20 protein-coding genes and 1 pseudogene are annotated in these 24505 nt (G+C 34.9%); 5 read left to right on the top strand and 16 right to left on the bottom strand.

Going from position 1 to position 24505, the window contains the following annotated elements; genetic code table 11:
• Positions 1–156 precede the first annotated feature (156 nt).
• Positions 157–1131 (bottom strand): DNA/RNA non-specific endonuclease, encoded by a 975-nt coding sequence (locus AAGS61_RS17705; protein WP_391374965.1) that lies wholly within the window; start codon positions 1129–1131, stop codon positions 157–159.
• 660 nt (positions 1132–1791) lie between these two features.
• Between AAGS61_RS17705 and AAGS61_RS17700 the strand changes: the two genes are divergently transcribed.
• Complete coding sequence (locus AAGS61_RS17700) at positions 1792–3906, top strand: hypothetical protein (protein ID WP_391374963.1); 2115 nt, start codon at positions 1792–1794, stop codon at positions 3904–3906.
• A gap of 94 nt (positions 3907–4000) precedes the next feature.
• Here AAGS61_RS17700 and AAGS61_RS17695 read toward each other — a convergent pair whose 3' ends face one another.
• The 4 genes from AAGS61_RS17695 to AAGS61_RS17680 form a co-directional block, all read right to left on the bottom strand.
• The gene (locus AAGS61_RS17695) at positions 4001–4570 is read right to left on the bottom strand and encodes a recombinase family protein (protein ID WP_391374960.1); all 570 of its coding nucleotides are present in this window, start codon (positions 4568–4570) and stop codon (positions 4001–4003) included.
• A 3-nt stretch (positions 4571–4573) separates the two neighbouring features.
• Positions 4574–4903: a hypothetical protein gene (locus AAGS61_RS17690; RefSeq protein WP_391374958.1), complete on the bottom strand. Its 330-nt coding sequence runs from the start codon at positions 4901–4903 to the stop codon at positions 4574–4576.
• Between the two features lie 414 nt (positions 4904–5317).
• Positions 5318–5575: a hypothetical protein gene (locus tag AAGS61_RS17685; protein ID WP_391374956.1), complete on the bottom strand. Its 258-nt coding sequence runs from the start codon at positions 5573–5575 to the stop codon at positions 5318–5320.
• 29 nt (positions 5576–5604) lie between these two features.
• Positions 5605–6885: an RNA-binding domain-containing protein gene (locus tag AAGS61_RS17680; protein WP_391374953.1), complete on the bottom strand. Its 1281-nt coding sequence runs from the start codon at positions 6883–6885 to the stop codon at positions 5605–5607.
• Positions 6886–7570: 685 nt separating this feature from the next.
• On the opposite strand from AAGS61_RS17680, the gene mntA reads away from it, so the two are divergent.
• Entirely contained in the window at positions 7571–7981 is a 411-nt protein-coding gene (mntA, locus tag AAGS61_RS17675) for a type VII toxin-antitoxin system MntA family adenylyltransferase antitoxin (RefSeq protein WP_391374950.1), read from the top strand.
• Positions 7974–8384 carry a type VII toxin-antitoxin system HepT family RNase toxin gene (hepT, locus tag AAGS61_RS17670; protein WP_391374947.1) on the top strand — a complete coding sequence of 137 codons (411 nt, stop codon included), beginning with the start codon at positions 7974–7976 and terminating at the stop codon, positions 8382–8384. The genes mntA and hepT overlap by 8 nt, the downstream gene beginning before the upstream one ends.
• A gap of 172 nt (positions 8385–8556) precedes the next feature.
• On the opposite strand, the pseudogene AAGS61_RS17665 reads toward hepT, so the two are convergent.
• Positions 8557–9053: pseudogene (locus tag AAGS61_RS17665) on the bottom strand (IS6 family transposase); the annotation flags it as partial.
• A 100-nt stretch (positions 9054–9153) separates the two neighbouring features.
• On the opposite strand from AAGS61_RS17665, the gene AAGS61_RS17660 reads away from it, so the two are divergent.
• The gene (locus AAGS61_RS17660) at positions 9154–9234 is read left to right on the top strand and encodes an IS66 family transposase (RefSeq protein ID WP_391375072.1); all 81 of its coding nucleotides are present in this window, start codon (positions 9154–9156) and stop codon (positions 9232–9234) included.
• A 409-nt stretch (positions 9235–9643) separates the two neighbouring features.
• On the opposite strand, the gene AAGS61_RS17655 is transcribed toward AAGS61_RS17660, so the two are convergent.
• The 5 genes from AAGS61_RS17655 to AAGS61_RS17635 form a co-directional block, all read right to left on the bottom strand.
• On the bottom strand, positions 9644–10204 hold the full coding sequence (locus AAGS61_RS17655; protein ID WP_391374944.1) for a hypothetical protein: 561 nt from the start codon (positions 10202–10204) through the stop codon (positions 9644–9646).
• Between the two features lie 18 nt (positions 10205–10222).
• Positions 10223–14992 carry a DNRLRE domain-containing protein gene (locus AAGS61_RS17650; RefSeq protein WP_391374941.1) on the bottom strand — a complete coding sequence of 1590 codons (4770 nt, stop codon included), beginning with the start codon at positions 14990–14992 and terminating at the stop codon, positions 10223–10225.
• Positions 14983–15120: a hypothetical protein gene (locus AAGS61_RS17645; RefSeq protein WP_391374938.1), complete on the bottom strand. Its 138-nt coding sequence runs from the start codon at positions 15118–15120 to the stop codon at positions 14983–14985. The genes AAGS61_RS17650 and AAGS61_RS17645 overlap by 10 nt, the downstream gene beginning before the upstream one ends.
• Positions 15121–16242: 1122 nt before the next feature.
• Positions 16243–16650: a plasmid-related protein gene (locus AAGS61_RS17640; RefSeq protein WP_391374936.1), complete on the bottom strand. Its 408-nt coding sequence runs from the start codon at positions 16648–16650 to the stop codon at positions 16243–16245.
• Positions 16651–16690: 40 nt separating this feature from the next.
• On the bottom strand, positions 16691–16972 hold the full coding sequence (locus AAGS61_RS17635) for an AbrB/MazE/SpoVT family DNA-binding domain-containing protein (RefSeq protein WP_391374933.1): 282 nt from the start codon (positions 16970–16972) through the stop codon (positions 16691–16693).
• 453 nt (positions 16973–17425) lie between these two features.
• Between AAGS61_RS17635 and AAGS61_RS17630 the strand changes: the two genes are divergently transcribed.
• Complete coding sequence (locus tag AAGS61_RS17630) at positions 17426–18334, top strand: tyrosine-type recombinase/integrase (RefSeq protein WP_391374930.1); 909 nt, start codon at positions 17426–17428, stop codon at positions 18332–18334.
• A 25-nt stretch (positions 18335–18359) separates the two neighbouring features.
• Here the strand turns inward: AAGS61_RS17630 and AAGS61_RS17625 are convergent, their stop codons facing one another.
• From AAGS61_RS17625 to dndC, 5 genes are all read right to left on the bottom strand, one after another.
• Positions 18360–19343, bottom strand: coding sequence for an HNH endonuclease (locus tag AAGS61_RS17625; protein WP_391374927.1), 984 nt, complete (start codon positions 19341–19343; stop codon positions 18360–18362).
• A gap of 71 nt (positions 19344–19414) precedes the next feature.
• Positions 19415–20542: a cysteine desulfurase family protein gene (locus tag AAGS61_RS17620; protein ID WP_391374924.1), complete on the bottom strand. Its 1128-nt coding sequence runs from the start codon at positions 20540–20542 to the stop codon at positions 19415–19417.
• Positions 20539–20913, bottom strand: coding sequence for a DNA sulfur modification protein DndE (gene dndE, locus AAGS61_RS17615; RefSeq protein WP_391374922.1), 375 nt, complete (start codon positions 20911–20913; stop codon positions 20539–20541). The genes AAGS61_RS17620 and dndE overlap by 4 nt, the downstream gene beginning before the upstream one ends.
• An 11-nt stretch (positions 20914–20924) precedes the next feature.
• Entirely contained in the window at positions 20925–22892 is a 1968-nt protein-coding gene (gene dndD / locus AAGS61_RS17610; protein ID WP_391374919.1) for a DNA sulfur modification protein DndD, read from the bottom strand.
• 13 nt (positions 22893–22905) lie between these two features.
• A complete protein-coding gene (dndC, locus tag AAGS61_RS17605) occupies positions 22906–24504 on the bottom strand; it encodes a DNA phosphorothioation system sulfurtransferase DndC (protein WP_391374916.1) in 1599 nt (532 codons plus the stop codon).
• Position 24505: the final 1 nt, after the last annotated feature.

Below are 24505 nucleotides of genomic sequence, written 5' to 3'. Positions count from 1 at the left end.
CTCGCTAAAGAAAAGCGTTTCAGCGAATGACTATCACGGCATGCGCCCCTTCCTTTAGAAAAGGGATTTTATTTCTGGATGTGAAGATCATTCGCGATTTGACAAAAACGACATCCAGTCTGTTTTAAAATGAATTACTTGCTTCAAGGTAGATGCTTACTCGCCCACCATACCATCACCATCTCGGTCATCCATATATGGATATAACCAGTGATCACGCGTTATTGGCATGCTATAACCTGCATCTTTTGCTTCTTTTATTGTAACCTGTCCATTACCATTTGTATCAACACTAGAAATATCACCTGTTTGATTTACATTAGATACGTTGGTATTAGTTTGGTTTGAGTTTGAAGGTTTGCTACCTGTTAGACCACTGGAAGCATTTACTTCGTCAGGGTTCACGTTATCAAATTGATCTACAACCTTGTTACCTTTTATCGTATACGTGTACTGATAACTAGAAGGTATCTGCGTTGACGTATTTGGATATGTGATAATGGCTTCAAAATTTGTAGCCCCGCCGGCTTTACGGATAGAATCTTCCATATAAGCCTGATCGCCATGTCGGTTAAGTACAGACTGTTGAGGTGTGATATTATATGCATTTGATACGCCACCTAAAGAATCTGCAATCACATGCCCTTCATCTAAATCAGAACGCTCAACTCCCGGAACCTTTGCCTCGTCAGAACAATATCTACCCTGAGATGTTACACGTTCACTATTATCATCTTGCAGGATAATTTCATCAGCAATGACACGTACTAATTGGCCGTATTCATTGGTAAATGCCCAATATTCACGTTCGCCATAACCAATATCAACAACAACTTTGGCTTCACGATGACCCGATTTGTTGCAACCATCTACTTCAATCAAATTGTATCCTGCGAACAGTTCATCATTTGATTGAGCTGAAGTTTCCTTTGTTACTGCTTCTTCTTCTGCTAAATCATCAATATCCGTAGTGATCGGCTCTTCTTTTTGGCTGGTTTCATCCGTATCAACTGTGCTTGATTCTTGTGACTCCGTTTCGCTATCTGTAACGGATGTATCCTCTACCTCGGTACAACCAACCATAAGGATAAGTGTTAAAAGTAAGACTAGATAGTTTATTTTCTTTTTCATTTCAGGACTCCCTATAATAGATTTAATAATACTAAAGTATATTCTATCATATGATTTTTCTTGTTTTGTTTTCTATAGTATTGAAGCAGCTAGCACTCGGAGATGTTCATCTTAGGGGTAAATAAATTGAAATGGCATCACGTGATTGCGACATGCGCCCGGAAAACCTCTAAAGAAAAGGGATTTTAATACTGAAACGAACGAAATAGTGACTGGTTCTAACACGCGATTTGACAAAAATGACATCAAGTATGTTTTAAAACGACTTACGCAAGCAAGGCTATGCCTCGCTTGTGCTCGCTGTTTTAACATACTTGTGCAGCTCTAAGCGATTGGCGTGGTGGAAACCTGCACCACCACACCACTCACTAAGAGCTGATTTTTGTAAAATCTGTTTTGAGGTTTTTAAAAAAAGAAAATATTGACATTTATTTTAATTATATGTAAATTAATGTTACAAGAATATATGATGAGGTTATTGCAAGATATGCACGAAGAAGAAAGCATTGAGTGTAACCAAGACATTATATTACTTACTACTACCGTAAGTGATAATGATGCACAGTTTATAATTGGACTTAGTAGCCACACTGTGCTTATACAGTGTGGCTTTTTGTTTAGCCTCATATATATTCAAACAAATATTTGGAGGTTATAAAAATGCAAAAAGTTAAATTTTCTTCTAAAGATGCTATTGAACGGAGAAATAGTGTACCGTCTACAGTTGTAATTGCACCTACTGGTACAGGCAAGTCTACGCTTTGTAATACAGTAATAAATTCAAAATTTGCTTCTGTTTTATCTATAGGGGTTGGCGAGAAAAGTCAAACAACAAAATTATCAACGCAATTTATATTAGATTCACGTATTGATAATGAAAATGAATTCTCATTGTTATTGGAAAAAAAAAGTGTGGATTTAAAAGTGATTCAACAAGAAATTATAACAAACGTTTGTAAGATATTTTTAGAAAATGGATTTAGTAGTGATGATTCTATAGAGAGCTTTGATGAGGAAGTTCTTGAGAAGATTATCTCACCAGAAAATGCCTTATATGATCTTTCGCAAATAAAAAATGCCTTGAATACAGAAGAACTTGTGAAAGCGCTAGGTCCTATTCTTAAGCATATTGAAGAATCATTTAGTGAGCTAGTATCGGAACGTAGGAAAAATATTGACAGTAAGAATATCTCGCTTAAAGAAATTCGAAGATTTGTTTTTGAAGATTTATGGGATAGTGCTAGTGAAGAAGATAAGAAACCTTTATTACATTGGCTAAAAGAAGTTGAAATGAATATTGAATCAGAACTAGTAAGTTTAACAAAATCTAAAGCAAATGAAAATCAAGAGATATTAATTACTAATCGGATTTTAAATGATGAGCAAAAAATATTTTTAACAAAGTTATATGACTCTACATCTGTTTATAGTTTAGTGGTTAAAGATGTAAAATTTGCATGTAAACCTCATTCAGAGTTAATTGAAGTCCATAATGATGAATACCCATTCCGATTTGCAATTAGAGATACAATGGGAATTACACAAGGAGGAATTGATCCTGAAGATATCAATTCAGCATTAGAAGTAGCATTTAATTTTGATTCGGATTCAATTTTTATGTTAATCAGCCTAGAAGAGCGTGATGATGTTATTCAAACAAGTTTAGAAGCAGTGCATGCTAAATTAGCAGACTTAAAAAAGCGTAAGGGTACAGAAAAACCTATATATATCTTATTTACAAAAGCAGATAAATTAATTGAAGCAAAGATAGATGGTAGGAAAGATAGCTTAACGGTTTCTCAATCTGATTATGATCAACATATTTTAAATGTAATTAATGAAGTTGAAGAAACTATTGCAAAATGGAGAGCAAAATTTAAAACAATGGAAGCTAATACGCATTGGTTATCATTGCGATATAGAGAATTAGAAATTGATCCAACGCAAAAGGCCTTAAAAGATCAAGAACAATGGTTAAATCGTTTTAAACCAAAGGGATTGTATAATTTTGTAAATAAAATCGCTAAGGAATGTCAGTTGAAATTATTACCAATGGGCCAAGAGCATCCGTTACTTGTAACACCTAAAAACTATTATAAAGATATTATTAACGTAGTCTTATCGCCAGAGGAAGTTTTACCAAATATTCAGTTCATTCGAGAATTATTGATAAAATATCCTAATAATGTAGACGAATACTATAATAAAATTGTTAATAATGAGTATAGATATCATGGTAGAGCTGTTTCTACTTATTGGCGTAAGTTATCTCAGGGGGAAGGACATAAAACAAGGTCAAGAGTGTATGCAAATTTCAATTTGAATATGTCTGGTTTAATTAGGAAAGTAATTGAATCAAATCAGTTGAAAACTACTTTAATTAATGCATTAAAAATTGATACATCTAATTTAACTGAAGAAGAATTAAAAAAAGTTACAGTGTTCTTCAATAAACAAGAGCTTGTTTCTAACCAATCTTCAGACGATTTAAGGAACTATTTGGAAGTGTTGATAAAAAATTATTTAGATGAAAAGGTATTTTTATACTATTCGATATTGATTACAGTTGCATATCGTTTATCTTATGAAAATCCTGATATTCGTCATATTCTAGAGAAAGCATATTGTAAATATATATCATATGACCAATCTTTAAGGGAAGTACAAAAAGCATTTTATGAAATCTTCAAAGAAGATGCATTTTTAGAAATCTTAGTTCAAGAATGGAGAACTGCTGTAAATCATGTGATTAATAAATCATTTGTAGTTATTTAAGTGAAGATATAAAAAAGATATATAACTTTTAAAGGAGTAATACCTTGGGATTTTAGGCGTTTACTCCTTTTGTATAATTAATAATATAAGATATTTAATTGAATTCTTTCAATACTTTATAAATTGTACTTCTCCCAATCCCATACTCCTTCGCAATATCAGTAGCACTTTCACCACTTTCAAACAGTTTGATTATCCGGCGTTTTGTATCGGCATCGATAGCAGGGCGTCCACCAAGACGACCACGTTTTCGTGCTGCCTCTAAACCGGCTTTTGTACGCTGCTGAATAATATCGCGCTCAAACTCGGCAAAGACGGCAAGCATGCCAAACATGGCACGTCCGGTAGGGGTAGTTGTATCGAAATGATCGTGAATGCTGACAAAGTCAATGCCACGCGCACTCATTTCATCTGTGAGTTGGTAAAGCTCTTTTGTGCTGCGTGCGAGGCGATCGAGTTTATAAACCACAAAGCGATCTCCTTTTGTCGCTGCCTTCAGTGCGTGTTGCAATTCGATTCTTTCTGTTTTGCGTGTGGAGATTTTTTCAACATACATAATCAGTTCGAGCCCTTGTTCCTGGGCGTACTTTTCAATGGCCATTTTTTGCATATCTAAATTTTGATCGTCTGTGCTAACACGGGCGTATCCGATGATGCGGGACATATACTACACTTCCTTTTTAATATAGGTAGATTTTTGATAGGCAGCGAATCCGAAGTGTTGGAATAGTCCACCGATTGTTGTGAAATTACATGGAGCTGCTTTAGCAATTGAAGGAAATGTTGCATTAAACCATTCCCTGCTAAATGTATTAGTGGATTCAAGTTGGTGATAGCATTTTTCCAGGACGTCATATGTTACTTTTTTTGAATTTCCATTTTGCCCAATTGAATAATAAAATCCTTCTTGGTCCATTTTCAAAATGGAACTTTGTACATTTGGCTTTTCAAATTGTAATCCAGGTATGATAGATTGTTTCAAATCATTAAAAGACATAAAATAGCCTCCTTTTTGTCTATAACTATACGTTTTATATAATATTAATTATAGACGAGTAAATAGACAAAAACAACTAAAATAGCCCTGCTCAAACGTTGATTTGAGCAGGGCTTTGAATTCGTCTATAAAACGGTGGATAAATGGAATGAAGTTGTAATCTGAAGTAATTAAAATTTGTGACTAACCTTGTTTATTGATTATTTGATCTAATTTTTAATAATCGATTAATCAATAAAGATACCCGTCACCATGAAAGGTAACGGGGTTATATACGCATTTCATTTATTCAACAGTTTCAGGATAATATAGTTCTTTTCGCAGACAAACATCCTTATGACACAAATTTTCCCCTTTAAACCGTAGCCAAATCTCATCATCTGCCATGACACCATGTGTTTGTCTCACAATGCCTCAGCGATTATAAGCTTGCATCCCTAGGCTTTCCAAAAGCTCTTTTGCATTTGCTCGAGTAGGGGGGAACGTACGCCACTTCAACCATTTTTCTAGCTCTTCTAACGTAATATGACCTTCCATGTTCGGTGAAAACTGCTTATTAAAGGTTGTAATGTAGTTTATAACGTAGGGTGTTCCGCCATTTGCAGGCTTTAAATCTACCGTAGCAATTACATCATCCATCCACATCACATCAAATTTCATATAATCAATCATTTATTACACTTCCTCTAGTTAGGCGTAGTTTAGTCCTTTACTTTATACCTTGTCGTTGGTCCGCTACCAATGCGAATGATACGACCATTCAGCATTAATTCTTCTAGTATCTTTCGGACAGTTCCTTTACTCTTATCTAAATATACCTCCAGCTCTTTTGAAGTAAATTCAGCATGATTCTTTAACCAATCGAGCAGTAATTCATCTTCGGTCGTCGGTGTATGTGGTGTTATTTTAGGTAATGTCACAACAAATGCATTTGGCCCAATTTGCCATGAAGGTTTTACAGGACGATTTTTATAGCTTTCAATCATACGCTGTAAGCCTGTTCCGTAGCTTTCAATCCATTTTAAGCGGTATAAGACATTGGCTAGTTTTGGATTACGGCTTTGTGAAATACCAAGTTCAATATCTTCTGCTGTTAAGCCTTTCACCAGTCCACCAACAGATACGATTTCAATGCGGTTTTGGAATAGATGAATTAAGATACTGCCACTAAAGCTATAATCTCGGTGTGTTACGGCATTAATTAACGCTTCACGTAGCGCGTATGATGGGAAGCTTTCTTGTTCAACACGCTGAAGCCCTTCAAAATGAGCAGACTTAGCATTGTAAAGGTTCATGTATTCAAAGGCTTGCTCTACTTGTGTAAGGATTGACCCACTAAATTCTTTACGGTCTTGGAATTCTAGCTTGTCATTCCCTAAATAACGAGCACATTTAATCGTATGTTCACATTGATCCGAGAAAAGCAGACCTAAGTTTGTATAGTAACCATCCTCTGTGATTAAACCAAGTGTACGCTGCTGTTCAGGACCAAATTTCAGTGCTTGTTTTTCAAATACAGCAGTGGCTTCCGTAAAGCTTAACTCCTGGTGTAAGCTACGCATGGTTTCAAAGTTCGTTCCGTCTGATTCCATAATCATTTGACGAATATTTTCCTCCGAGGCATTGGTGACAGATGTCCCATAGCGAATGAACACACCAGATGGCTTCATCCCTTTACTTTTCAAATGATACGGACGACGTGTCCCACGTGATACCGAAACTTTCACGACTTCCTTCTCTTCCATTGTTTCCACTGTTAAGTAGGTGTGCACTAAAATGTCGGGTTGAATACTATCATGTAGCATACTTGAAACGGATTCTAACACGTTATGTGCATGATCTAGTCCAAGAATTGTCCCATCATCATCAATCCCGATATATAAATCGCCACCTTGTGTATTGGCAAACGCAATGATTTCACGTTTAACGGCATCTGTTAATTCACGTTTAAATTCAACGGTCGGTGATTCTTTCATCTGCATACTTCTCACCTCTATCGATTATTTGTATATATAAATGGTAATCGATTATAATCGATTAATCAATTAATTCGATTCTCTAGTTAATATGCATGGAAGAATTAAACATATGAACGCGCTCTGACATGCGTATATTTAAATATTAATTAAACGAACCGGCTACTTCCGATGCAGAATAGAGTTACTTTTCAATAATGTCTGTTAGGTAGAGGGATTAGTATACGGTGCTCCTTCTATTGGGGAACACATAGTACAGGGTAAAGAGGGATATCTTGTAGCATCTCTATTATCTTCTCTTTCATTCGTTTCTTTCGCATTCTCTCACACTTCATGTTGCGCTATTCTACGCAAAACTTTTCTATCCTTTTCTACTTCGTTTGTATTCTATTTTAGGGCATTCTATGCTATAAAATGAGCGCTCAGATGGACCGAGATGGGGGATTGCACACTATCTCGATTTTAAATATAGGTGTCTTTAAAAGTTTTGAATATCAATCAGTTCGTGCTCCAAAATGGGTATTTGGGAAGATATTTGCTAAGAACTAGAGGCAACAGATAATTTAATCAACTGTCGCCTCTGATTTTTATGGTTCTAACAAATTATATTTGCACCAGAATCTTCTTCATGACATGTATAAGTGCGGTTTCTTCGTCTAAGCTTTATAATGAAGAAAAGGACGGTGATAGCATGCTAAATAAAGTTACCCTGCAGCAATTAATCAATACGATAAATGAACAACTAAATACCGATTTCATCATTTTGTTCGGATCATTCGCAAAAGGGACTGCACGCGAAGATAGTGATATCGATCTTGCTTATTTTAGCGATCAAAAGCTATCATCCTATGAACGTTTTACGCTTGTTGGCGATTTAGCTGCGATTGCTGGTCGAGAAGTGGACTTAGTCAATCTTAAACAAATCGATACCGTATTTACGATGCAAATTTTTTCTGAAGGTGTACCGATTTATATAAAAGACGATAACGAATTTACTCGTCAAAAAATGCGCGCTTACAGTATGTATGCCACACTAAATGAGCAGCGAGCCTCTATTATTGAGGCAATTAAAGAACGAGGAAGTGTATTTGGCGATGAATGATGTGATTCTAAATAAAACAACAACGATCGAACGTTGTGTGAAGCGTATTCATGAGGTGTACGAAGGTAACCCAGCTAACTTAACAGATTTCACAAAGCAAGATAGTATCATCTTAAATATTCAACGCGCTTGTGAAGCGAGTATCGATTTAGCGATGCATATCGTCAGCGAACGTAAGCTTGGCATACCGAAAGCCAGTCGCGAAGGCTTTAAGTTATTACAAGAGGCTGGGTTGATTGATTCTAATTTAGCGAAAACACTAATGAACATGGTCGGCTTTCGTAATATTGCTGTACATGATTACCAAGCGTTAGAGCTTGATATATTAGAAGCCATTTTAGAAAAGCATATTGATGATTTTAAGAAATTCACAAAAGTGGTTTTACAAATGGAGGAAAGTTGAACTAACCCCATTTATACAAGTCGGAAAACGATAAGATAGCGTTCAGATGAATCAAGATGGAGGGGGTGTTCACCATCTCCATTTTCAGATTGTCTGAACGCTTTTTAATGGGTTCTGGTGCAAATATAATTTGTTAGAGACATAACACCTAATGCTCCTTATCATCTATGAATTATGATACTCCCCCAAATAATCTATGTATGAATTCAATCTCGTTTTTGACAGAATTCTCCCTTTGGGGAAGTTATCCTTTTTTGAGCATATGCATCACTTCTACGCCACAGATAATCGGTTGTGCTGTTCCAAACGTTTTTAAACCTAGCATAGAACGGACAGCTTCTTTATAAAGCGGTAATCTTGCTCCACGATATCATTCAAGTACTTCAGCTGTTGGGTCCGCATACGCTCTGGAATGCTTTTATCCTTTTTTATTGCTATTGGATAAGCTGGGTTCTTATCAACGGTGATAACACGAGGCTCAGACACATGACTAGACTGCAAAGCTTTCTTGAGAAAATTCTTTGCAGCCTGTTTCTCCCTTGTTTTACCTAGATGAAATTCAATTTTGTTCCCTTCAGAATCGACTGCACGATACAGATACATCCATTGTCCTTTTACTTTGATGTATGTTTCATCGACTCTCATAGAAGTAGAGGGATTTTTCCAATGGATTGACCGTTCTCCTTTCTTCGGTAAAAACACGATTACCAAAGCAGTGGAATACACATTGGGCTGAGCGAATGAGTTAAAAGCCTTCTTTAACAATGGATTGGTCACAATCGATAACAACCTTGTTGAAAATGCGATTCGCGCGAATGTCATCGGTCAAAAAAATTGGCTTTTTCAGTGAGTGAAGCAGGTCAGAAAGTGAATGCCATTTGTTTAAGTTTGACGGAAACAGCCAAAGGAATTGATTTTTATAGATATCTGGTGAAGTTGATGATAGAACTGCCAAATTTCCAGGTCCATTAGGAACCTGAAATTTTACATAATTATTTGCCTTGACCTGAAAATATCCATACTACATGTGCAAAATAGCCAGCTTTTCTGAAAATTGTCACAGAAAGCTGGCTATTTGTTGTGCGTACCGTAAAAGTGCGTTAATTTTTATATTTCAGGCTTACCTTACAGTGTAGTAGTGTGCGATTAAATTTTTATTTAATTTAGTATCGAAATTTTAAAAATTAAATAGCTGTCTCCTGTAGTTAAAATAACGCTATTTGATAAGTAAAAATGCCTAGTCTAGATAAAACTAATAGTTAATCGACTTGATACTCATATTCATCAAAAAAATTATTAATGATTTCTCTTTTACTTTTAAATTTATGATTATTAGTTGAAATCAATAGGCTTTCACAGTCATGACCAATACAAATGAAGCTTTGATCTTCTGGAATTTGTATTTCTGTTTGTGCTAAGTTTTCAATGTCAGTAAATATATTATACTTAGTTGCCCACGAAACTACTAAGCCCATACTAGCTATTGTCAATGCTAAAGTAAGGAATTGTTTCAATTGATCTTCGCTTTCAATTTTTATAATTTTAAATAATTTATTATAATCCTCATATTTTATATTATGTTGAGCACATACCTCTTTAAATTCTTTTTTTATAAAATTCTCGATTTGTATACAAAAATATAGTGGGTAGCCATTAATCTTTTTCATCCAAATAGGTATAAAATCTTTATGACAATCATGCAAATTAAAACCAAAAGTATCAATAGTATATCGAGTGGGGACACCGATAATAAACGGCATATTTTCAAAATACCCTTGAATATTTTCATTCTCTATATCCGAGTATTCAAAATAAATCATGTAATCACCTCATTGTTTTTACCAAACCCAAAAATGCGTTTTTGCTTGTATTTTACTAAATGTGTAACCTTTTCTATATTGTTCATTCCATCTGAAAACATAGTGTTGTTTGGGATTTCCAAGATGATAATGCCATGCATTTTCTTTACGTTTTCCGAAATATACAGACGCATACTCAAACGAAAATATACGTCTATCACCTTTTCCAGATTTTTTAACAATACTTACTAAATTACCTTTTCCGAAATTTATATTGTAATCTTTTGTGTATTTTTTGATATATTTGTTAATATTGCTTGATACAATGTAATTTAATTCTTTCATTAATTTTGGTCCATACCTCTTAGCTAAATATTTTAAAATCGGTATAACTGTGTATTGTAGTAATTTAATGAGGACAGGGTTATTACCATCTGTATCCACAAATATAATTGGATTGTTATTAGCATAATTATATCCATTCATTGTAATGGGCATTTCCTTATCACCTCTATATGCATCGAGTGATAAGAATACACCTGTATCTGGATTGTAGTAACGTGCCATTAAGTAATACAGCTTTGTTTCTTCATCATAACGGTAGCTTGCGTAACGGTAAGGGTTCACACTTGCCATTGTACCTGTTTGTGTTAAGATATTGCCCCATGCATCGTACGTATATTCAGCAACCACTGTACCATTTACATCTGTTAAAGCTAATACATCGCCACGATAGTTCGTTAAATAGTTATATGTTTGATTATGGTACGTCATCGTTAACGGATGCCCATTTAGGTCATATGTGTAAGCTTTTGTCACCGTACCACTTGCGTTTTCTTCAAACAATACATGGTTACTTGTCCCATCATAACGGTAGTACGTTTCAGTGCTGCCAACTTTACTATAGATACGACGACCATTTTCATCATATTGATACGTTGCGACTGTAGCTCCTGCAGTAGTTTTCACCGCTGTTAATTGATCTAATACATTCCATGTATATTGGTAGTGACCGTCATTTGTTAAGTTACCATTTACATCTACTGTATAGGCTTGTGAACCAGCTTTTGTCATTTGATTCGCTGCGTTAAATGTATAATTCGTTGTCGTCGTTACACCATTTTTTACAATAGATTTTGCTGTACGATTGCCTACTGCATCATACTTATAATTAATCACTTGTCCATCTGCCAACTGCTCTTGTGTTAATTGGTTTACTTCATCATAGACATAATTTGTAGTGCCACGTGTATTTGTAATACCTAAGATTTGCCCGTTTTTATCATACTTATAGGTATTGGTTAACCACGGTGTCGTGCTACTTGTGGTATACATTTTTTCTTTCTGTAACTGGCTACTATTTTTAGTCGTTCCATCTGCTTGTGTAAGGACATAATCGTTTTCGATTGCAGATTTCCCGTTCCCAAATGCTGTTTTTGTATTTAATCCATTCGCATCATAATTGAAAGTGGCTAAAAGCGTTGCGTTATTTTTTAATGACGTTACTTGATTGTTCGCGTCATACGCATAAATTAAACTATTTGAACCATAAGAAAGCGTTGCTAATTGCTCATTATCGTATGTATACGTTATTTGATTAAGGTCTAGATTATTGAAGCGAATTGTCGACAATAGTCCATTCTCTAAAGCCTTATACTGGACTGTTTGATTATTCAACAATTGTTGACTTGTTGTAACTAAATCTTTTTCAGTTGTAGTATAGGCTATTACTCCGTTTAACTTCGTACTACTTTGACCTGTTTCTACATTTGTTTCATATGAAATCAAATCACCATTGGCCTTTTTAATTGAAGTGAGATCCCCGTCTTCATTATAGCCATATGTTATAACTTGATTTAATGCATTCGTTTCCGATTGCACTTGATTTTTAGCAGTGTACGCGAGTTTCGTTTGCGCATTCGCTGCGTTTGTAACTGTTGTTAAATTCCCATTCGCATCATAAACGTAATTTGTGATTTTATTCGCAGCATCTTTAACTGTCAGTAATTGATCACTTCTATTATACGTGTATGTTGTGACTTGGCCTTTCCCATCTGTTGAAGAAATTAGATTTCCTTCGCTATCTGTTACGCTTGTTGAAGACGTCCCTAATGCATCGTCTGTGTTTGTCGTTGTTTTACCACCATTAACAAAATCGGTTGTAAATGTTTGTATATCTCCCTTTGGTGAAGTAATTTTCACCAATTCACCATTTGCACTATAGGCAAAGGTCGTGATCTCATTATTCGTTGTTTTTGTACTCACTAAATTGTTCTTACTATCGTACGTATAAGTAGTTATATGACCTTGCTCATCCGTAGATGTTAAAGGCGATTGAAAGCTATTATACGTTGTGGCAGTTTTGACATTTGAAGAATCTAGCGTTGTTAAAACGTTGCCACTGCCATTATATGTGTAATTTTTTGTGTAGCTCGTCCCGTCTGAATGATTCGTTACTTCTTTCGTTACATTATAATTAGCGTCTAGAGTATACGATTTTTGTTCACCTGATGGAAGTAAAATTCCTGTTATAACAAAGTTACTATTTAAGAAGTATTTTGTTGCTAATCCTTCTGGTGACGTAACAAGCATTTCACCGACTGTACGATCTAATACATACTTAGTAGTAGCATCAATTGAGCCATTTGCAGATACTGAAGCAATATCTAAATTACTTGTATATGTGAAGGTCGTCGTATATCCTGATGGATCTGTCACTTTGCTTATTTGCGTTTTTTTAGCTGTCTTTTCATAAGTAAATGTAGTAACTAAATTTTCTGTAGCTGATTTTTTCTCTGTTACACTTGTTAAAAATCCATCTGTATAACTATACGTAAATTTTTTATCTTTTTTAGTAACAGAAGCAATATATCCATCTAGGTTATAAGTCAATGTAATCTTTTGATTCGTCGAATCCGCATTTGTATGAATACTTGTTAATTGATGTTTTGTATTATAACTATACGTAATTGTATTTCCGTTCAAATCTTGTTGATTTGTAATATAGGCAATTTTTACGTCTGTATCTTTCGCAGATTCTCTTACTGTAAAGAGTGTCTTAATTCCTTCAGGAGATGTTAAAAGGTATTCTGTATTTGATATTTTGGTTAATTTATCATAAATACCTACAGGCGATTTGTAATTCGGTACTGAAGTCGTACTCGTATCTTCAAACAAATGCGTTGTTCCATCTTCATCTTTGTAGTAAACACCATTGTCCTCTGTGCCAATATACAGTTTTTGATCCCCTGTAAATGACCAACCTACACCAAATGCTGAAGTTTCCACATCTTTACTGTTGTAAGTACGTGTGAAATCTAACCCGAAATCCGCATAGTTTAAAAGAGACACATCATTATATTGTAAAATATTATTTAACGTACCTAAGTTAATATACTGTGTACCATCATTTAATGGATGAGACGTATAATCCCAATAGCTTTCTAAGCCTAAACGACTTGGTGTTTTATAGGTAATTACTAATTTAGGTTTGTATTGTGTAGTTGTGGAGTAGGCACTACTCGCAAACTTCTTATAAACCTTTGTTGATTCATTTGCGCTCTTTAATAAAATACCATAGTTACTAGAAGGCGTATTTACCCATTTTTCAATAGAACTTACAGGGATGTTCCACCTTGTCAAACCATTTTCAATAGTAGGAACTGCTGTTATCCCTGAAACAGTACTTAATGGGGTAGAAGAATAATCTCCACCTGCTGTTGCCCATTTTGTATAAGGTGTAATTTCACGATATGTCCATGAGGCTTCATTTTCTTCCCAGGTGCTTGTCATTGCGTGTGCATTAATATTTATACCCGTAGCAGCATTATTAGTAGATGTTAGGTGCAAACTTAGATCAGCTGATAATATATTTACAGCTGTTGGAATACTAGTAAGGTTAAATTTTAATAAGCTACGCACGATATTTCCATCTGAGGCGGTTCCAATGCCTAACTCAAAGTCATTTCCACCTGTCGTAGTTGGAAAGTTACTACGAATGGTTGTGTCAGATACTGTTGCATCTGTTTCATTCTCTGAGGCATCTTGTAGACGTACAATCATTGGATCAATAACAATAGGATATTGACGTTCTTTAGCAGAAAGCCATTTCTGATTAGGTATTAAATCAATGAAAAGTTGATTGTTTTTTTCACGTGTATTCATTTGAATATCGTAAGATTTTGCTTCTTCTGGGACAGAAGTGACTCCTTCTACTGTTTTAAAATTTGTTGGTTTGTAAGCATCATACATAAATGGAGCTTCAATCATGTAGACGGATTGATTTGTTTCTGGATTATATAAATAAATGGTGTTATCTATTGCTTTATACGATAATCCTTTTAAATCTAATGTATAGGTAAATTTTTCTGGTAAGCCATTTTTCGGATAGGATTCTAAAATAATGTCTTCTTTGACATAGTTCTCACCAACCGTATATGTAGCTGAAATATCTTCGAAGATTTCAGAGTAAGAAATTTGATTATCTTTAACTTCGCCAGTGGAAGGTTGCAAAGATTCTATACTATTATTCACGACTTCGGTTAGCTGTAAATTTACATTGTAGGTATCTTCATGAACTTGTAACCCTGTTGATTGAGACGTTAGTTTTTCATTGAATTCAACTGTAAAAGCATTATCTGCATTTTTGAATTTCCCTTTTTTACTAGGAACTAAGTCATTTTTTATTTCTTTCCATTGTCCATTATTGTCTTGATAATGTTGAGGGATTTGTGTAATTTCGGTAGACAAGGTGCCATCTAAATTATCATACGTTTTGGAAAGTGCAGTTCTTTCTTCTACTAATTCCACCCGTTCTTTCGTTGTTTCTTTTTTTCTTTAAAATCGTCCTTACTTTTTGCTTCAGCAAAATTCCCAAATGGAATAAATGCAAGTAGCATACAGAAGACAATTAAAAGGTTAAGAGATTTTTTGAACATATTGTGCTCCTTTTAAATATATTATTAGATTATACAATCCGATTTATTATATATTTGTTATATTTTTAATTAAATGGTCATAAAAAATCATTTTATTAATATAAACTTAATTCTTTAGTATGTGTTTTTTTAAAAAAATTCCATTTTATTTAACGGTATAAATTTACTTTCAATCTAAAATTGGTTTACTGAATTAAAAATTCCTGAAGTTTTTCTATTTATTATGAGGAAAAATATATAGCATAAAAGCAGAGATTACTTATTACTACAGAGGGAGATATGTCTAATAAATAGGAGGAAAAGAGGAAAGTTAGTTTAAGTGTAATTGAAAAGGCTAGCTGTTATTGTCAATTGTATAAGAGGTCATTTGTATAGCTAAAATTCAAGCAACGGAAAAAATAGTAGCTGCTTATGACTGTTTAGAGAGAACAAGAAAGTGCAAGAATTGTAGCAACAGATATAAGTGGTTTACATCGGTATCTCTTAACTTGTTTGTAACAATAGGAACATATCAGTGGAGAGTCATTTTTAAAACATTCTACAAATGAAATGAAGCAGTTTAAACTAGACAAACTTAATTACACGGCTGAACACAAAATGGCTGCTATTTTAATGTAGTAGTTCGTCACAATAGATATAATCAAATGTCGGTTTATATGTAATACGATGATAAAGTTAAAAAAGCCTACATTATTATTGAAATCTTATACGATAATATATTTGAATATAAGAGAGATGTTACCAAATGTAGCTTTGGGAAGCTTCTTACTTTAACTAGTGAGAGGAAATATTGGTTAAATAAGAGATTTTAAAAATAATAGTTGAACTATAAATGTAATTTCAAGACATCTTATAGGGGGAAGCCAATGAAAGAGACTGTAGAAGAAATTGTGGAAAACTTAAGTAATAAAAATCCTCTTTACCAAAATAGGTAAAGAGGATGTATAGCTACTAAAAACTATTAGCAGGGCGGCAATCCTGATCTCTGGTGACTTATCACAAGGATAAGCGCGTGGGGAACCTTTCCCACCTCAAATAGCTTTTAGTAAGTTCACTTTATTCAAGTTTCAATCATATTATACGTCAAAATCGTTAAAATGTACACACTTAGTATATATTAGATCATGGTTTGAAATGAGAATAAGGATGTAAACGCCCAGTTCGTAAACGCTTTGCAATTTTATCAGCACCATTATCTAATATGTAGAAAGAACTCATGAACATGCCATCTGCTTCATTTAGTTTAATTGGAAGAATGACATGATCGGCAATTACTTTATATATTTCAATGGTATGTGGCTCTTTAGGGTTTTGTCCAACGTAATCAGGAAGTGCAATCATCGCAGGGATATCTTCATAATATTTAATAAAATCGTCCCAATGACCACGCTTTTTTAAATGTTTAAGCACCCCTGGTGGTAGATAAACTTCGGCGGAAGCACATTTAAGGGAATAATAATCAATAATACACTGTGGAACAAGTCCAATTATCTGCGTTTCGGTGCTTGTTGGATTGATTTGATAGGTCATTTTGATACCTCATACAAGTAGTTTCTTCTATTATATAGTATTACAAATACGGCTTTTCACCATTTAACACCATTTGCTTCACTTCTTTAAACTTCGCCACGAGTTCCTCGCCACTTAGCCCAGCTGCAATCAGTTCCTCTAATAAGTTCTCTGCAAAATCTTCATCTACTTTGACGACCGGTTTAATGACTAAATGACCTTCATGTAATTCAATCGTTACTTCCTCACCGATATGAAGTGCGTCATAGTATTCTTTCGGGATCACTAAATGACGTTGTCCGGACACTTTAATTTTTTTACTTTTAATCATTTCATTATTCATTAGGTATCAGTCCTTAACTTTTAGTTATCATTAATTATATATTACTAATTATAAAACAATCATAGGTATTTATAAAACATTTAATAATAAATTATTATAAATAATAAGTAATAAAACATTATAAATTATTTATGATTAAAAAATGAATGGTTATTCAAAGACAAAAAAGATTCCTTTTTAGACGTGTAAAACGTATAATGAAAAAGTAAGAACAAATGCTCTAATTAATAGAAAAATAGAATCATAGATAAAAATATTTTTATTTAATTATTTTTATAGAAAAAGATAAAATAAGAAATAAATATAATAATATAAGTAGAAAATAATTAAATTCTCTTTATCCCAAAAAATAAAATAATATAAAAATAATTTACCTTTTATATATTTATCTCTTTTTCTAAAAATATAATTTTATCAAAAGAGAAATGGACTGAGTGAATTGGAGGAGAGCATATGGATAAGACGAATAATCAAAGTTCAGTGATTCGTTTAAACACCTGGCAGACGAATTTGAAGGTAGATGCGACGATTGAGAAGGTAATTGAGCAAAAGAAGGAAGTATATCGTCCAGACTTTGAGCGTTTTCTCCGTTTTTGTGAAATGGAACATCGTGAGCCAAGCTTTGATGCGATGGAGAAGTACCTGCATGAATCAATCGTAGAGCAGGGCGTTAAATATTCAACATTTAACCGTCGTGCAGCAGGCATTCAATATTATTTAAAAGACGTTTTGAATTTAGAGCAGACACCTGAGCAGCAAAAGCGAATTCAAATTATACGCCAACTATACAATACAGAGGATTACTTACGTTTAAAGCCGATGCGTGGTGTTCGAGCTGAGAAGCAGGATGAAGTTCTTTCTATTATAAATAAGTACGATACGAATAATAAAGCTGACATACGTAAACGTGCAATATGTCTTGTGAATTTGATTACGGCCAATCGCCCTTCAGAAATGGTACGAATAAAAGTATCTGATTTTGATTTAGAAAATCGTACAGTATCGGTAATGTTGAAGAAGCAAGGTGAGATGAAGGAAAAGCGTTTAACGTTAGAATGTGTGAAGGCTGTGCAAAAGTATATCCAGTTCTCTCAGCTAAGTGGCGACGATTACTTTGTAGGTGCAGCAGATCGTTGGGGGAACTACACAAATCGTATGATTACGGAACGTAGCTATAACAGGCTCATTCATGAATGGCTTGGCTTCGCACCTTATACGTTACGCAAAACACAAATTACGCACATGCATAGAAAAAAAGCAGACTTAGCCACAATCGCAAAGCAATCGGGGCATAAGTCGCTTCAAACCATTACACAGCATTATTTAGAGGTTGATAATGCGGATGTTGAGGAATATTTGTAAGAGAGACCAATTGGTTGATTAACAACTATTCTCTTAATTGGCTAGGTTTCCAATCATGAATGAATCCATTTAACTGTGAGTACTGATAAAACTCCGTTAACTTTTTTTCAGTGTAGTTTTCGAATTGTAGTAAATAACGTTCTTCTTTAATCCATTGATTGTTGCGTGTGATGAGCTGTTGTAAAAAGTTTTCAGCTGCAAGCTTATTGTTTTTCCTTGTGTTGCAGGTAGAGCAAGATAGCACGAAATTCCAAAGATGGTCGCTTTGAATGTAACTCCAAGGGATGAAATGGTCGACGTGACTCGATTTACTTATTTTTTTATGGCAATAGAAGCAATGCTCAATGCCTGCTTTTTGTAGTAGCTGTGAAAACTGTAGCAATGATTTTCTTTGTGTGACGACTTCTACTCTTGTTAACAGCTTCGATACCTTTTCAGCCTCATTGAATTTTTCTAAAAACAGGGCAAGCTGGTAGTTGGTAATGTTGGTTAACATTCTTTTATGTGTTTGGAAGAACCTATAGTAGGTCGGGTGCAATTGCAGGTATTCCTTTTTCAAATCAAAGGAATAAATTTCACCATTGAAATCACTATACGTTGCGCCAATAACATACTTCTTGCCGACTTTTTTTACAGCTGCTATGAGTTGAAGTTGCTGGCTAGCAGGAAGTTGGTCAAAGCTCCATTCTCTAGGAATAGCATGAGTAGCGGCAAATGCTTCGAGCACCTTTTGAACGCTAGAAGGGGCTTTTTGTGAGTTAGATTGACAAAGATTGTTATGGATTACGAGATTCCAATAAATTTTGGTAAACGAGTAAAATAAATGATCAAACGAAATTTCGAATTGTTCATTTGCAGAGGGAACGCTTTCTAAAAGAGCCTTTAAAAATCCATATTTATATGTAGTTGTTGTTTTCCCATGATAATAAAAACGATGAACAGACTGCCAAATGTCTTTGTCCGTCAGATATGGCTTTTGTATTTCCGCTACTTTTAAGTCCCAGCTCATTTTCTCACCTCCATTTTTAAAAAATTATACAACAAAAAGCTAGTCTGTTGAAAACAGACTAGCTTTATCATTTAAAGTTGTTTGAAAATATTCAAATCGTCCTTTGAAATATAAGGAGAGAGGGAGAATCGAATCGTTTGACGTACTTCATTTAAATCTAATCCGATGGCTGTTAGTACATGGGACGGCTTAGCAGAGCTGCATGCAGAGCCAGTTGAAACGGCCATAATCGGTGCTAGCTTTTTCACAAGGATTTCATTATTTAAACTGATAAACTGCACACTTACAATACCAGGAATTTTATTTTCCTTTGGTTGATTGAACTTAATATTTTGACCAAATTTCGCTACTAACAGCTCGATTAAATAAGCTTCTAGCTCCTGTAGTTGTTGAATATTTTGAGCTAATTTAGCATGTGCAATTTTACTCGCAACGCCCATGCCGACGATGTTGTGAACAGCTAATGTACCACTTCTAAGACCGTGCTCTTGTCCGCCACCATGTAAAAGGGGAGTAATGGATGGATACAAATTGTACTGATCCTGACGTAAGAACGTTATACCAACGCCTTTAGGACCGAAATATTTATGAGCTGAAATCGAAATAGATTGCAGGCCTGGTATGTCTTCAAGCGAGAAGGCTACTTTTCCAACGATTTGTGTAGCATCAGAATGGAAAAAGACTTTGTGCTGTAAGCAAATGTCCGCAATTTCCTCAATCGGATTGAGTGTACCTAATTCGTTGTTCCCCCATTGAATCGTTACTAAAATCGTCTCAGGACGAATAGCAGCTGCCACTTGTGCAGGGCTCACACGTCCGTATTTATCCACAGGTAAAATGTTTAATTCAAAGCCAATCGTTTCAAGGTATTTACAAACTTCCAAAACGGATGGATGCTCCGTAGCTGTTGTGATGATGTGTTTACCATCATTTTTACGTCGATCTGCAATGCCTTTAATAACAAAATTATTACTCTCGGTTGAGCCGCTTGTGAAAAGCACTTCATCAGTTTTACACCCTAAAAGCTTTGCAATGTTTTGACGGGCTTCATTTACAGCATTTTTAGCGTATGTAGCAGGCTCATAGTATTTACTTGAAGGGTTGCCGAACTGCTCCAGAAGAAAAGGGAGCATTGCTTCTTTCACTTCTGGATGAATTTGTGTAGTCGCTGAATTATCTAAATATAACAAAGTGATCACCCGTTTTCGTATTTGAATAGGTTAGTTAAAAAGTTTTCGTAGTTACCTGCTAATTTGTATTCACCTTCTAAAATTTGAATGCCACGTTCTACATGACGATTAAAGAGCTCAGGGAAATAATCTTTCTCTGGTACGTGATAACCTGCATGCTGACGAATCAATGCTTTATAGACATAATCATGCTCACCTGTCATTGTATTGCGATGAATTTCTACGCCGGCTGTATCTGGTACGGGGCCAGGCTGTGTAGAGTCATTTAACGATAATGCCACACCGATTCGACATAAAATATTCCATGTTAATCCAGTAGAGTTTTGGAGGGACTTTAAGGTTTCACCTGTTTGTTTAGATGTTTTGAGACGAAAGTTCATAGTTGTCACTCCTAGCTAAATTTGAAATAGTCTTTCTTAATGCTTGTTTGTTGCTGGATTGAATTGAATTCAAGTGTATATTCACGTGCAATGGCTGGCTCTAAAATTTTGTAATGTGCTTGGTCAATCTCACTATCTGTTGATAGAATGATAGTTTGCTTACCAAAGTTCGGAATAAATGTTTTTAAAACAGCGGATTTATGTGTTTTATCAAGTCGTCCTAGTAGGGTATCGAAAATGAATGGTACCTGGCGACCTGAGCAATCGAAAATTGCCCAAATAATCGAGATGAGTAAAATTTGCTTTTCACCAGCTGACAATGTACGTTTTTCAATTTCATTTTTATGAGCATCGATTAACGTTACTTCATAATCGTCTGGATTAATTTTGATGAGTGAAACATAATCATGTTTATGCAGCATCTTTTTTAGGTTTGTTGTTGCTTGAATTTGTATATCTTGCAAGCGTTGTGTAATTTGTATATCCTGATATTTACGGCTTAACGCGATAATTTTTTGAGCTTCTAGGAATGAGCCAGATGTTTTTTCGTAGTTGCGTAATTGCAATTTGATTTTTTCAATTTGCTCTAGCAATGCTATTAATTCCTGCTTTAACTCGGCTAGTGTATTTTGCTCCGCTTCTAGAGCTTGTGTAAGTTGTAGAATGTTTGCGTTATAGCAATCCATTTCCTTGATAATTTGTCCAAATTCATCCGTTGTATCATGGATTTTTACTTTGTCACGTAGCTGCTTTGATATAGCTAAATCCATAGCATTTTGGTTTAACAAGTTTAAATATTTTGCAGGTAAATCTTGTTGAGTAATATTGTAAGCTTGCTCTACTTTAAAAGATTCAGCAAACGATGCACCGTGAATGATTTCACTTTGCTCTGCTGGTTTTACAAGATTCACTAGCTGCTCTTTCATTTGCTCTGCTTGTACTGTAGAGCCTTCGATGTTCAATTGCAGCAGCAGTGATTGTAAAATATCTGTTGAGAGCTTTTCCTCTAGCTGCTTTGAAAGTTGTAAAGATTCTTCATTTTTTAGCTGTTCGCGTGTACGCTGCACTAAGTTTTGTGCAAGGAAAAAAGGCAGATATGAGCTAACAAATTGTTTAATTTGCTCTGAACGATGTTTACGATCTGTTTCGATTTGATTGATCTGTAATAATAATTCTTCACGTTCTTGCTTGCGTAGACCACCGTATTTTTCAAATGTATCCTTTACTGTTAAATATTCCTCGGACATTTGCTTCAGTTCAGTAGATTTATATTCAATAGCACGTATTGTAGTGGCGATTTGGGTACGTAAATCTTTTTCACGTGTGTTCGCTTTATATAAATCATGTTCAATTGTGTTTAGCTTATCAGAATCGACGTGCTGCTTTGAATAGTTTTCAAGGTCAGCTTCTAGCTTTTCAAATAAATCTAAGTTGAAGACTACTTTTGAAAGTTTTTTAATGTAAGAAGAGAGCTTATTTTGCGTAACGATTTGTGCAATTTCTTCCCCATCAAATAAGCAGAAATCGAGTAGCTGTGGTGGCATAAAGTCTTTGAGCTTGGCATTGAAGAGCATTTTTTGCTGCTCATCTAAAAAATGACCGTTTTCTATTAAATAATATGTTTCTTTAATTTGCTCATTAGAATATGTCCACTCACGCTTTAGCTCATAATTGAATATTTCTAAGTTGTCTACCACTGAAAATTGAATCGTCACGTTAAAGTCGTTTAGCTTTTCACGTTTTGCTTGTTTGTTTAAAACACTGCTGACGTGCTTAAAGTATTCATTGTTTTCAGTCTTATAGCCAAAACCGTAAGCACCAAACAAACCGAGTTTAATCGCATTTAGTAATGTCGTCTTACCAGCGCCGTTTTCACCACCGATCAATAATACATTTTTGTTAGGTTCTGTTTCGAAATTAAAGAAATTGTAGCCTTTGTATGCACCGATATTTACGAGTGCTATATTTTTCAAATACATAATAAAACCTCTTCTATAGGTGTAAGTAATCTTGTCTTAAAATCTTCCCTATTTCATCATTTAATCCACGTCGAACTTTGTAGCCGGCAAACTCTTTTTCCGCATTGATGAGCTTACGCATGACCTTGACATCTACATTGAATTCTTGGCAAAGCATTTCAAGCTGATTCATTTGTTCATATGTTAATAGTGGACGATCGTCTTTTTCCCAATCGATCGTTTTTTGATTTGCATATACTTTTTCGTAAATCATTGGGACGTAATCTTCCCACTCACCTTGCTTTAGCCAAACACGACGGATTTCTTTTAGCTCATCGACAGAGATTAGCTCATATGAAGGGTCCTCAGGATGGACAATTGTACGTTGCACAGCTAATAAACGTTGTAAAATTTCACGACGTGTTTCCATTGTATACGGACCTAAGCCGAGCTGCGCGTGTTTTTCAACAATTTCACCATCAAGCGTTTCTTCTTCGTAACGAATTAATACTTTTTGGTCTTCGGCTGCACTTAAGTCGATGTTGTTTTTTTGGATATAATCCTGTAACTCATTTTTTTCAATAATCGTATAATCTTCTAAATATTCTCGAGATGCAGCACGACCTGATTTTTTAGGGATAATAAGCCAACGTATGTTGTCTTCTTCTACAATTTTAACATCACGGAAGTAAATTTGACCGTTCATACGGTATTTCATACGCTTTGTACGATCATCGCGAATCGTTGTTAGCCAGTTACGGAAATCAAGCAGTGGTTTCATCCAATCATGACCGCTTTGAATAAAGCCTGTTAACGCTTTATCTTCTGTTACAACTGTACAAACCCAACAGCCGAAACGACTGTTACCACATGAGCCGGCACTTTCTTTGATATTTTTGTCGATAACTAAAGGACATTCACCGCTGCTCGAATCCTGATACAGACGGTGTAGCTCATAGTTGTCATCACCCCATGGAGAAGGAGCATTTAATAAGTAATTCCATACATCATCTAAAGTAAAGCTGCGAATTGGTGCGTAGACGTAAGCGTTTGGTAACGTAGAATGACGCATAAAAAGCTTACCTTCAATAGAATGATTGCGAATACTGTTGCCGCGGGATACACTCTCATCTTCACGCACACCTAGTACCATAACAACCTCTCCAAACGTTGATACTTTATTCATGACAAACGAGTTCGCTGGTTCAATTTTTAAACGATCTGTACACCAGCGGAATGTTTGGTTTGGTGAAGGATAGCCACGACCAATTAGGTTAACCCAAAATGAGTTTTTAGGCTCAGGCTTTACTTTATGTGTTTCAATAGGAAGTCCCATTTTGAGTGCAGCATCCTGAATACGTGTTAATGTCCTATTAATCGAGTTGATGATTAACGGTGTTTCAATTAATGTATCAGAAGAAATGACGTAAACTTTTTTTGTTAAGTCCATCGAGTCCATTTCTGCTAAAGCTTCAAATACAAGCTGGACAACAACTGTTGAATCTTTACCACCACTATAACCGACAACCCAAGGGCGATCATCTTCTTTGTATGCTAATTTAATTTGCTCTTTTGCTAAATCTACAAGTGACTGTTCATTTGAAAATAAGTCTGAAATAAGTCCTGTACTCATA

The sequence above is a fragment of the Lysinibacillus sp. KU-BSD001 genome (assembly GCF_042920265.1).
Lineage (GTDB): Bacteria > Bacillota > Bacilli > Bacillales_A > Planococcaceae > Lysinibacillus_B.
This window is presented reverse-complemented; position numbering and strand designations above follow the sequence as displayed.

Excerpts from the sequence above, each read along its gene's own strand:
- AAGS61_RS17705 (WP_391374965.1), bottom strand. The coding sequence starts at position 1,131 with ATGAAAAAGAAAATAAACTATCTAGTCTTACTTTTAACACTTATCCTT.
- AAGS61_RS17700 (WP_391374963.1), top strand. The coding sequence starts at position 1,792 with ATGCAAAAAGTTAAATTTTCTTCTAAAGATGCTATTGAACGGAGAAAT.
- AAGS61_RS17695 (WP_391374960.1), bottom strand. The coding sequence starts at position 4,570 with ATGTCCCGCATCATCGGATACGCCCGTGTTAGCACAGACGATCAAAAT.
- AAGS61_RS17690 (WP_391374958.1), bottom strand. The coding sequence starts at position 4,903 with ATGTCTTTTAATGATTTGAAACAATCTATCATACCTGGATTACAATTT.
- AAGS61_RS17685 (WP_391374956.1), bottom strand. The coding sequence starts at position 5,575 with ATGATTGATTATATGAAATTTGATGTGATGTGGATGGATGATGTAATT.
- AAGS61_RS17680 (WP_391374953.1), bottom strand. The coding sequence starts at position 6,885 with ATGCAGATGAAAGAATCACCGACCGTTGAATTTAAACGTGAATTAACA.
- mntA (WP_391374950.1), top strand. The coding sequence starts at position 7,571 with ATGCTAAATAAAGTTACCCTGCAGCAATTAATCAATACGATAAATGAA.
- hepT (WP_391374947.1), top strand. The coding sequence starts at position 7,974 with ATGAATGATGTGATTCTAAATAAAACAACAACGATCGAACGTTGTGTG.
- AAGS61_RS17655 (WP_391374944.1), bottom strand. The coding sequence starts at position 10,204 with ATGATTTATTTTGAATACTCGGATATAGAGAATGAAAATATTCAAGGG.
- AAGS61_RS17645 (WP_391374938.1), bottom strand. The coding sequence starts at position 15,120 with ATGTTCAAAAAATCTCTTAACCTTTTAATTGTCTTCTGTATGCTACTT.
- AAGS61_RS17640 (WP_391374936.1), bottom strand. The coding sequence starts at position 16,650 with ATGACCTATCAAATCAATCCAACAAGCACCGAAACGCAGATAATTGGA.
- AAGS61_RS17635 (WP_391374933.1), bottom strand. The coding sequence starts at position 16,972 with ATGAATAATGAAATGATTAAAAGTAAAAAAATTAAAGTGTCCGGACAA.
- AAGS61_RS17630 (WP_391374930.1), top strand. The coding sequence starts at position 17,426 with ATGGATAAGACGAATAATCAAAGTTCAGTGATTCGTTTAAACACCTGG.
- AAGS61_RS17625 (WP_391374927.1), bottom strand. The coding sequence starts at position 19,343 with ATGAGCTGGGACTTAAAAGTAGCGGAAATACAAAAGCCATATCTGACG.
- dndE (WP_391374922.1), bottom strand. The coding sequence starts at position 20,913 with ATGAACTTTCGTCTCAAAACATCTAAACAAACAGGTGAAACCTTAAAG.
- dndD (WP_391374919.1), bottom strand. The coding sequence starts at position 22,892 with ATGTATTTGAAAAATATAGCACTCGTAAATATCGGTGCATACAAAGGC.
- dndC (WP_391374916.1), bottom strand. The coding sequence starts at position 24,504 with ATGAGTACAGGACTTATTTCAGACTTATTTTCAAATGAACAGTCACTT.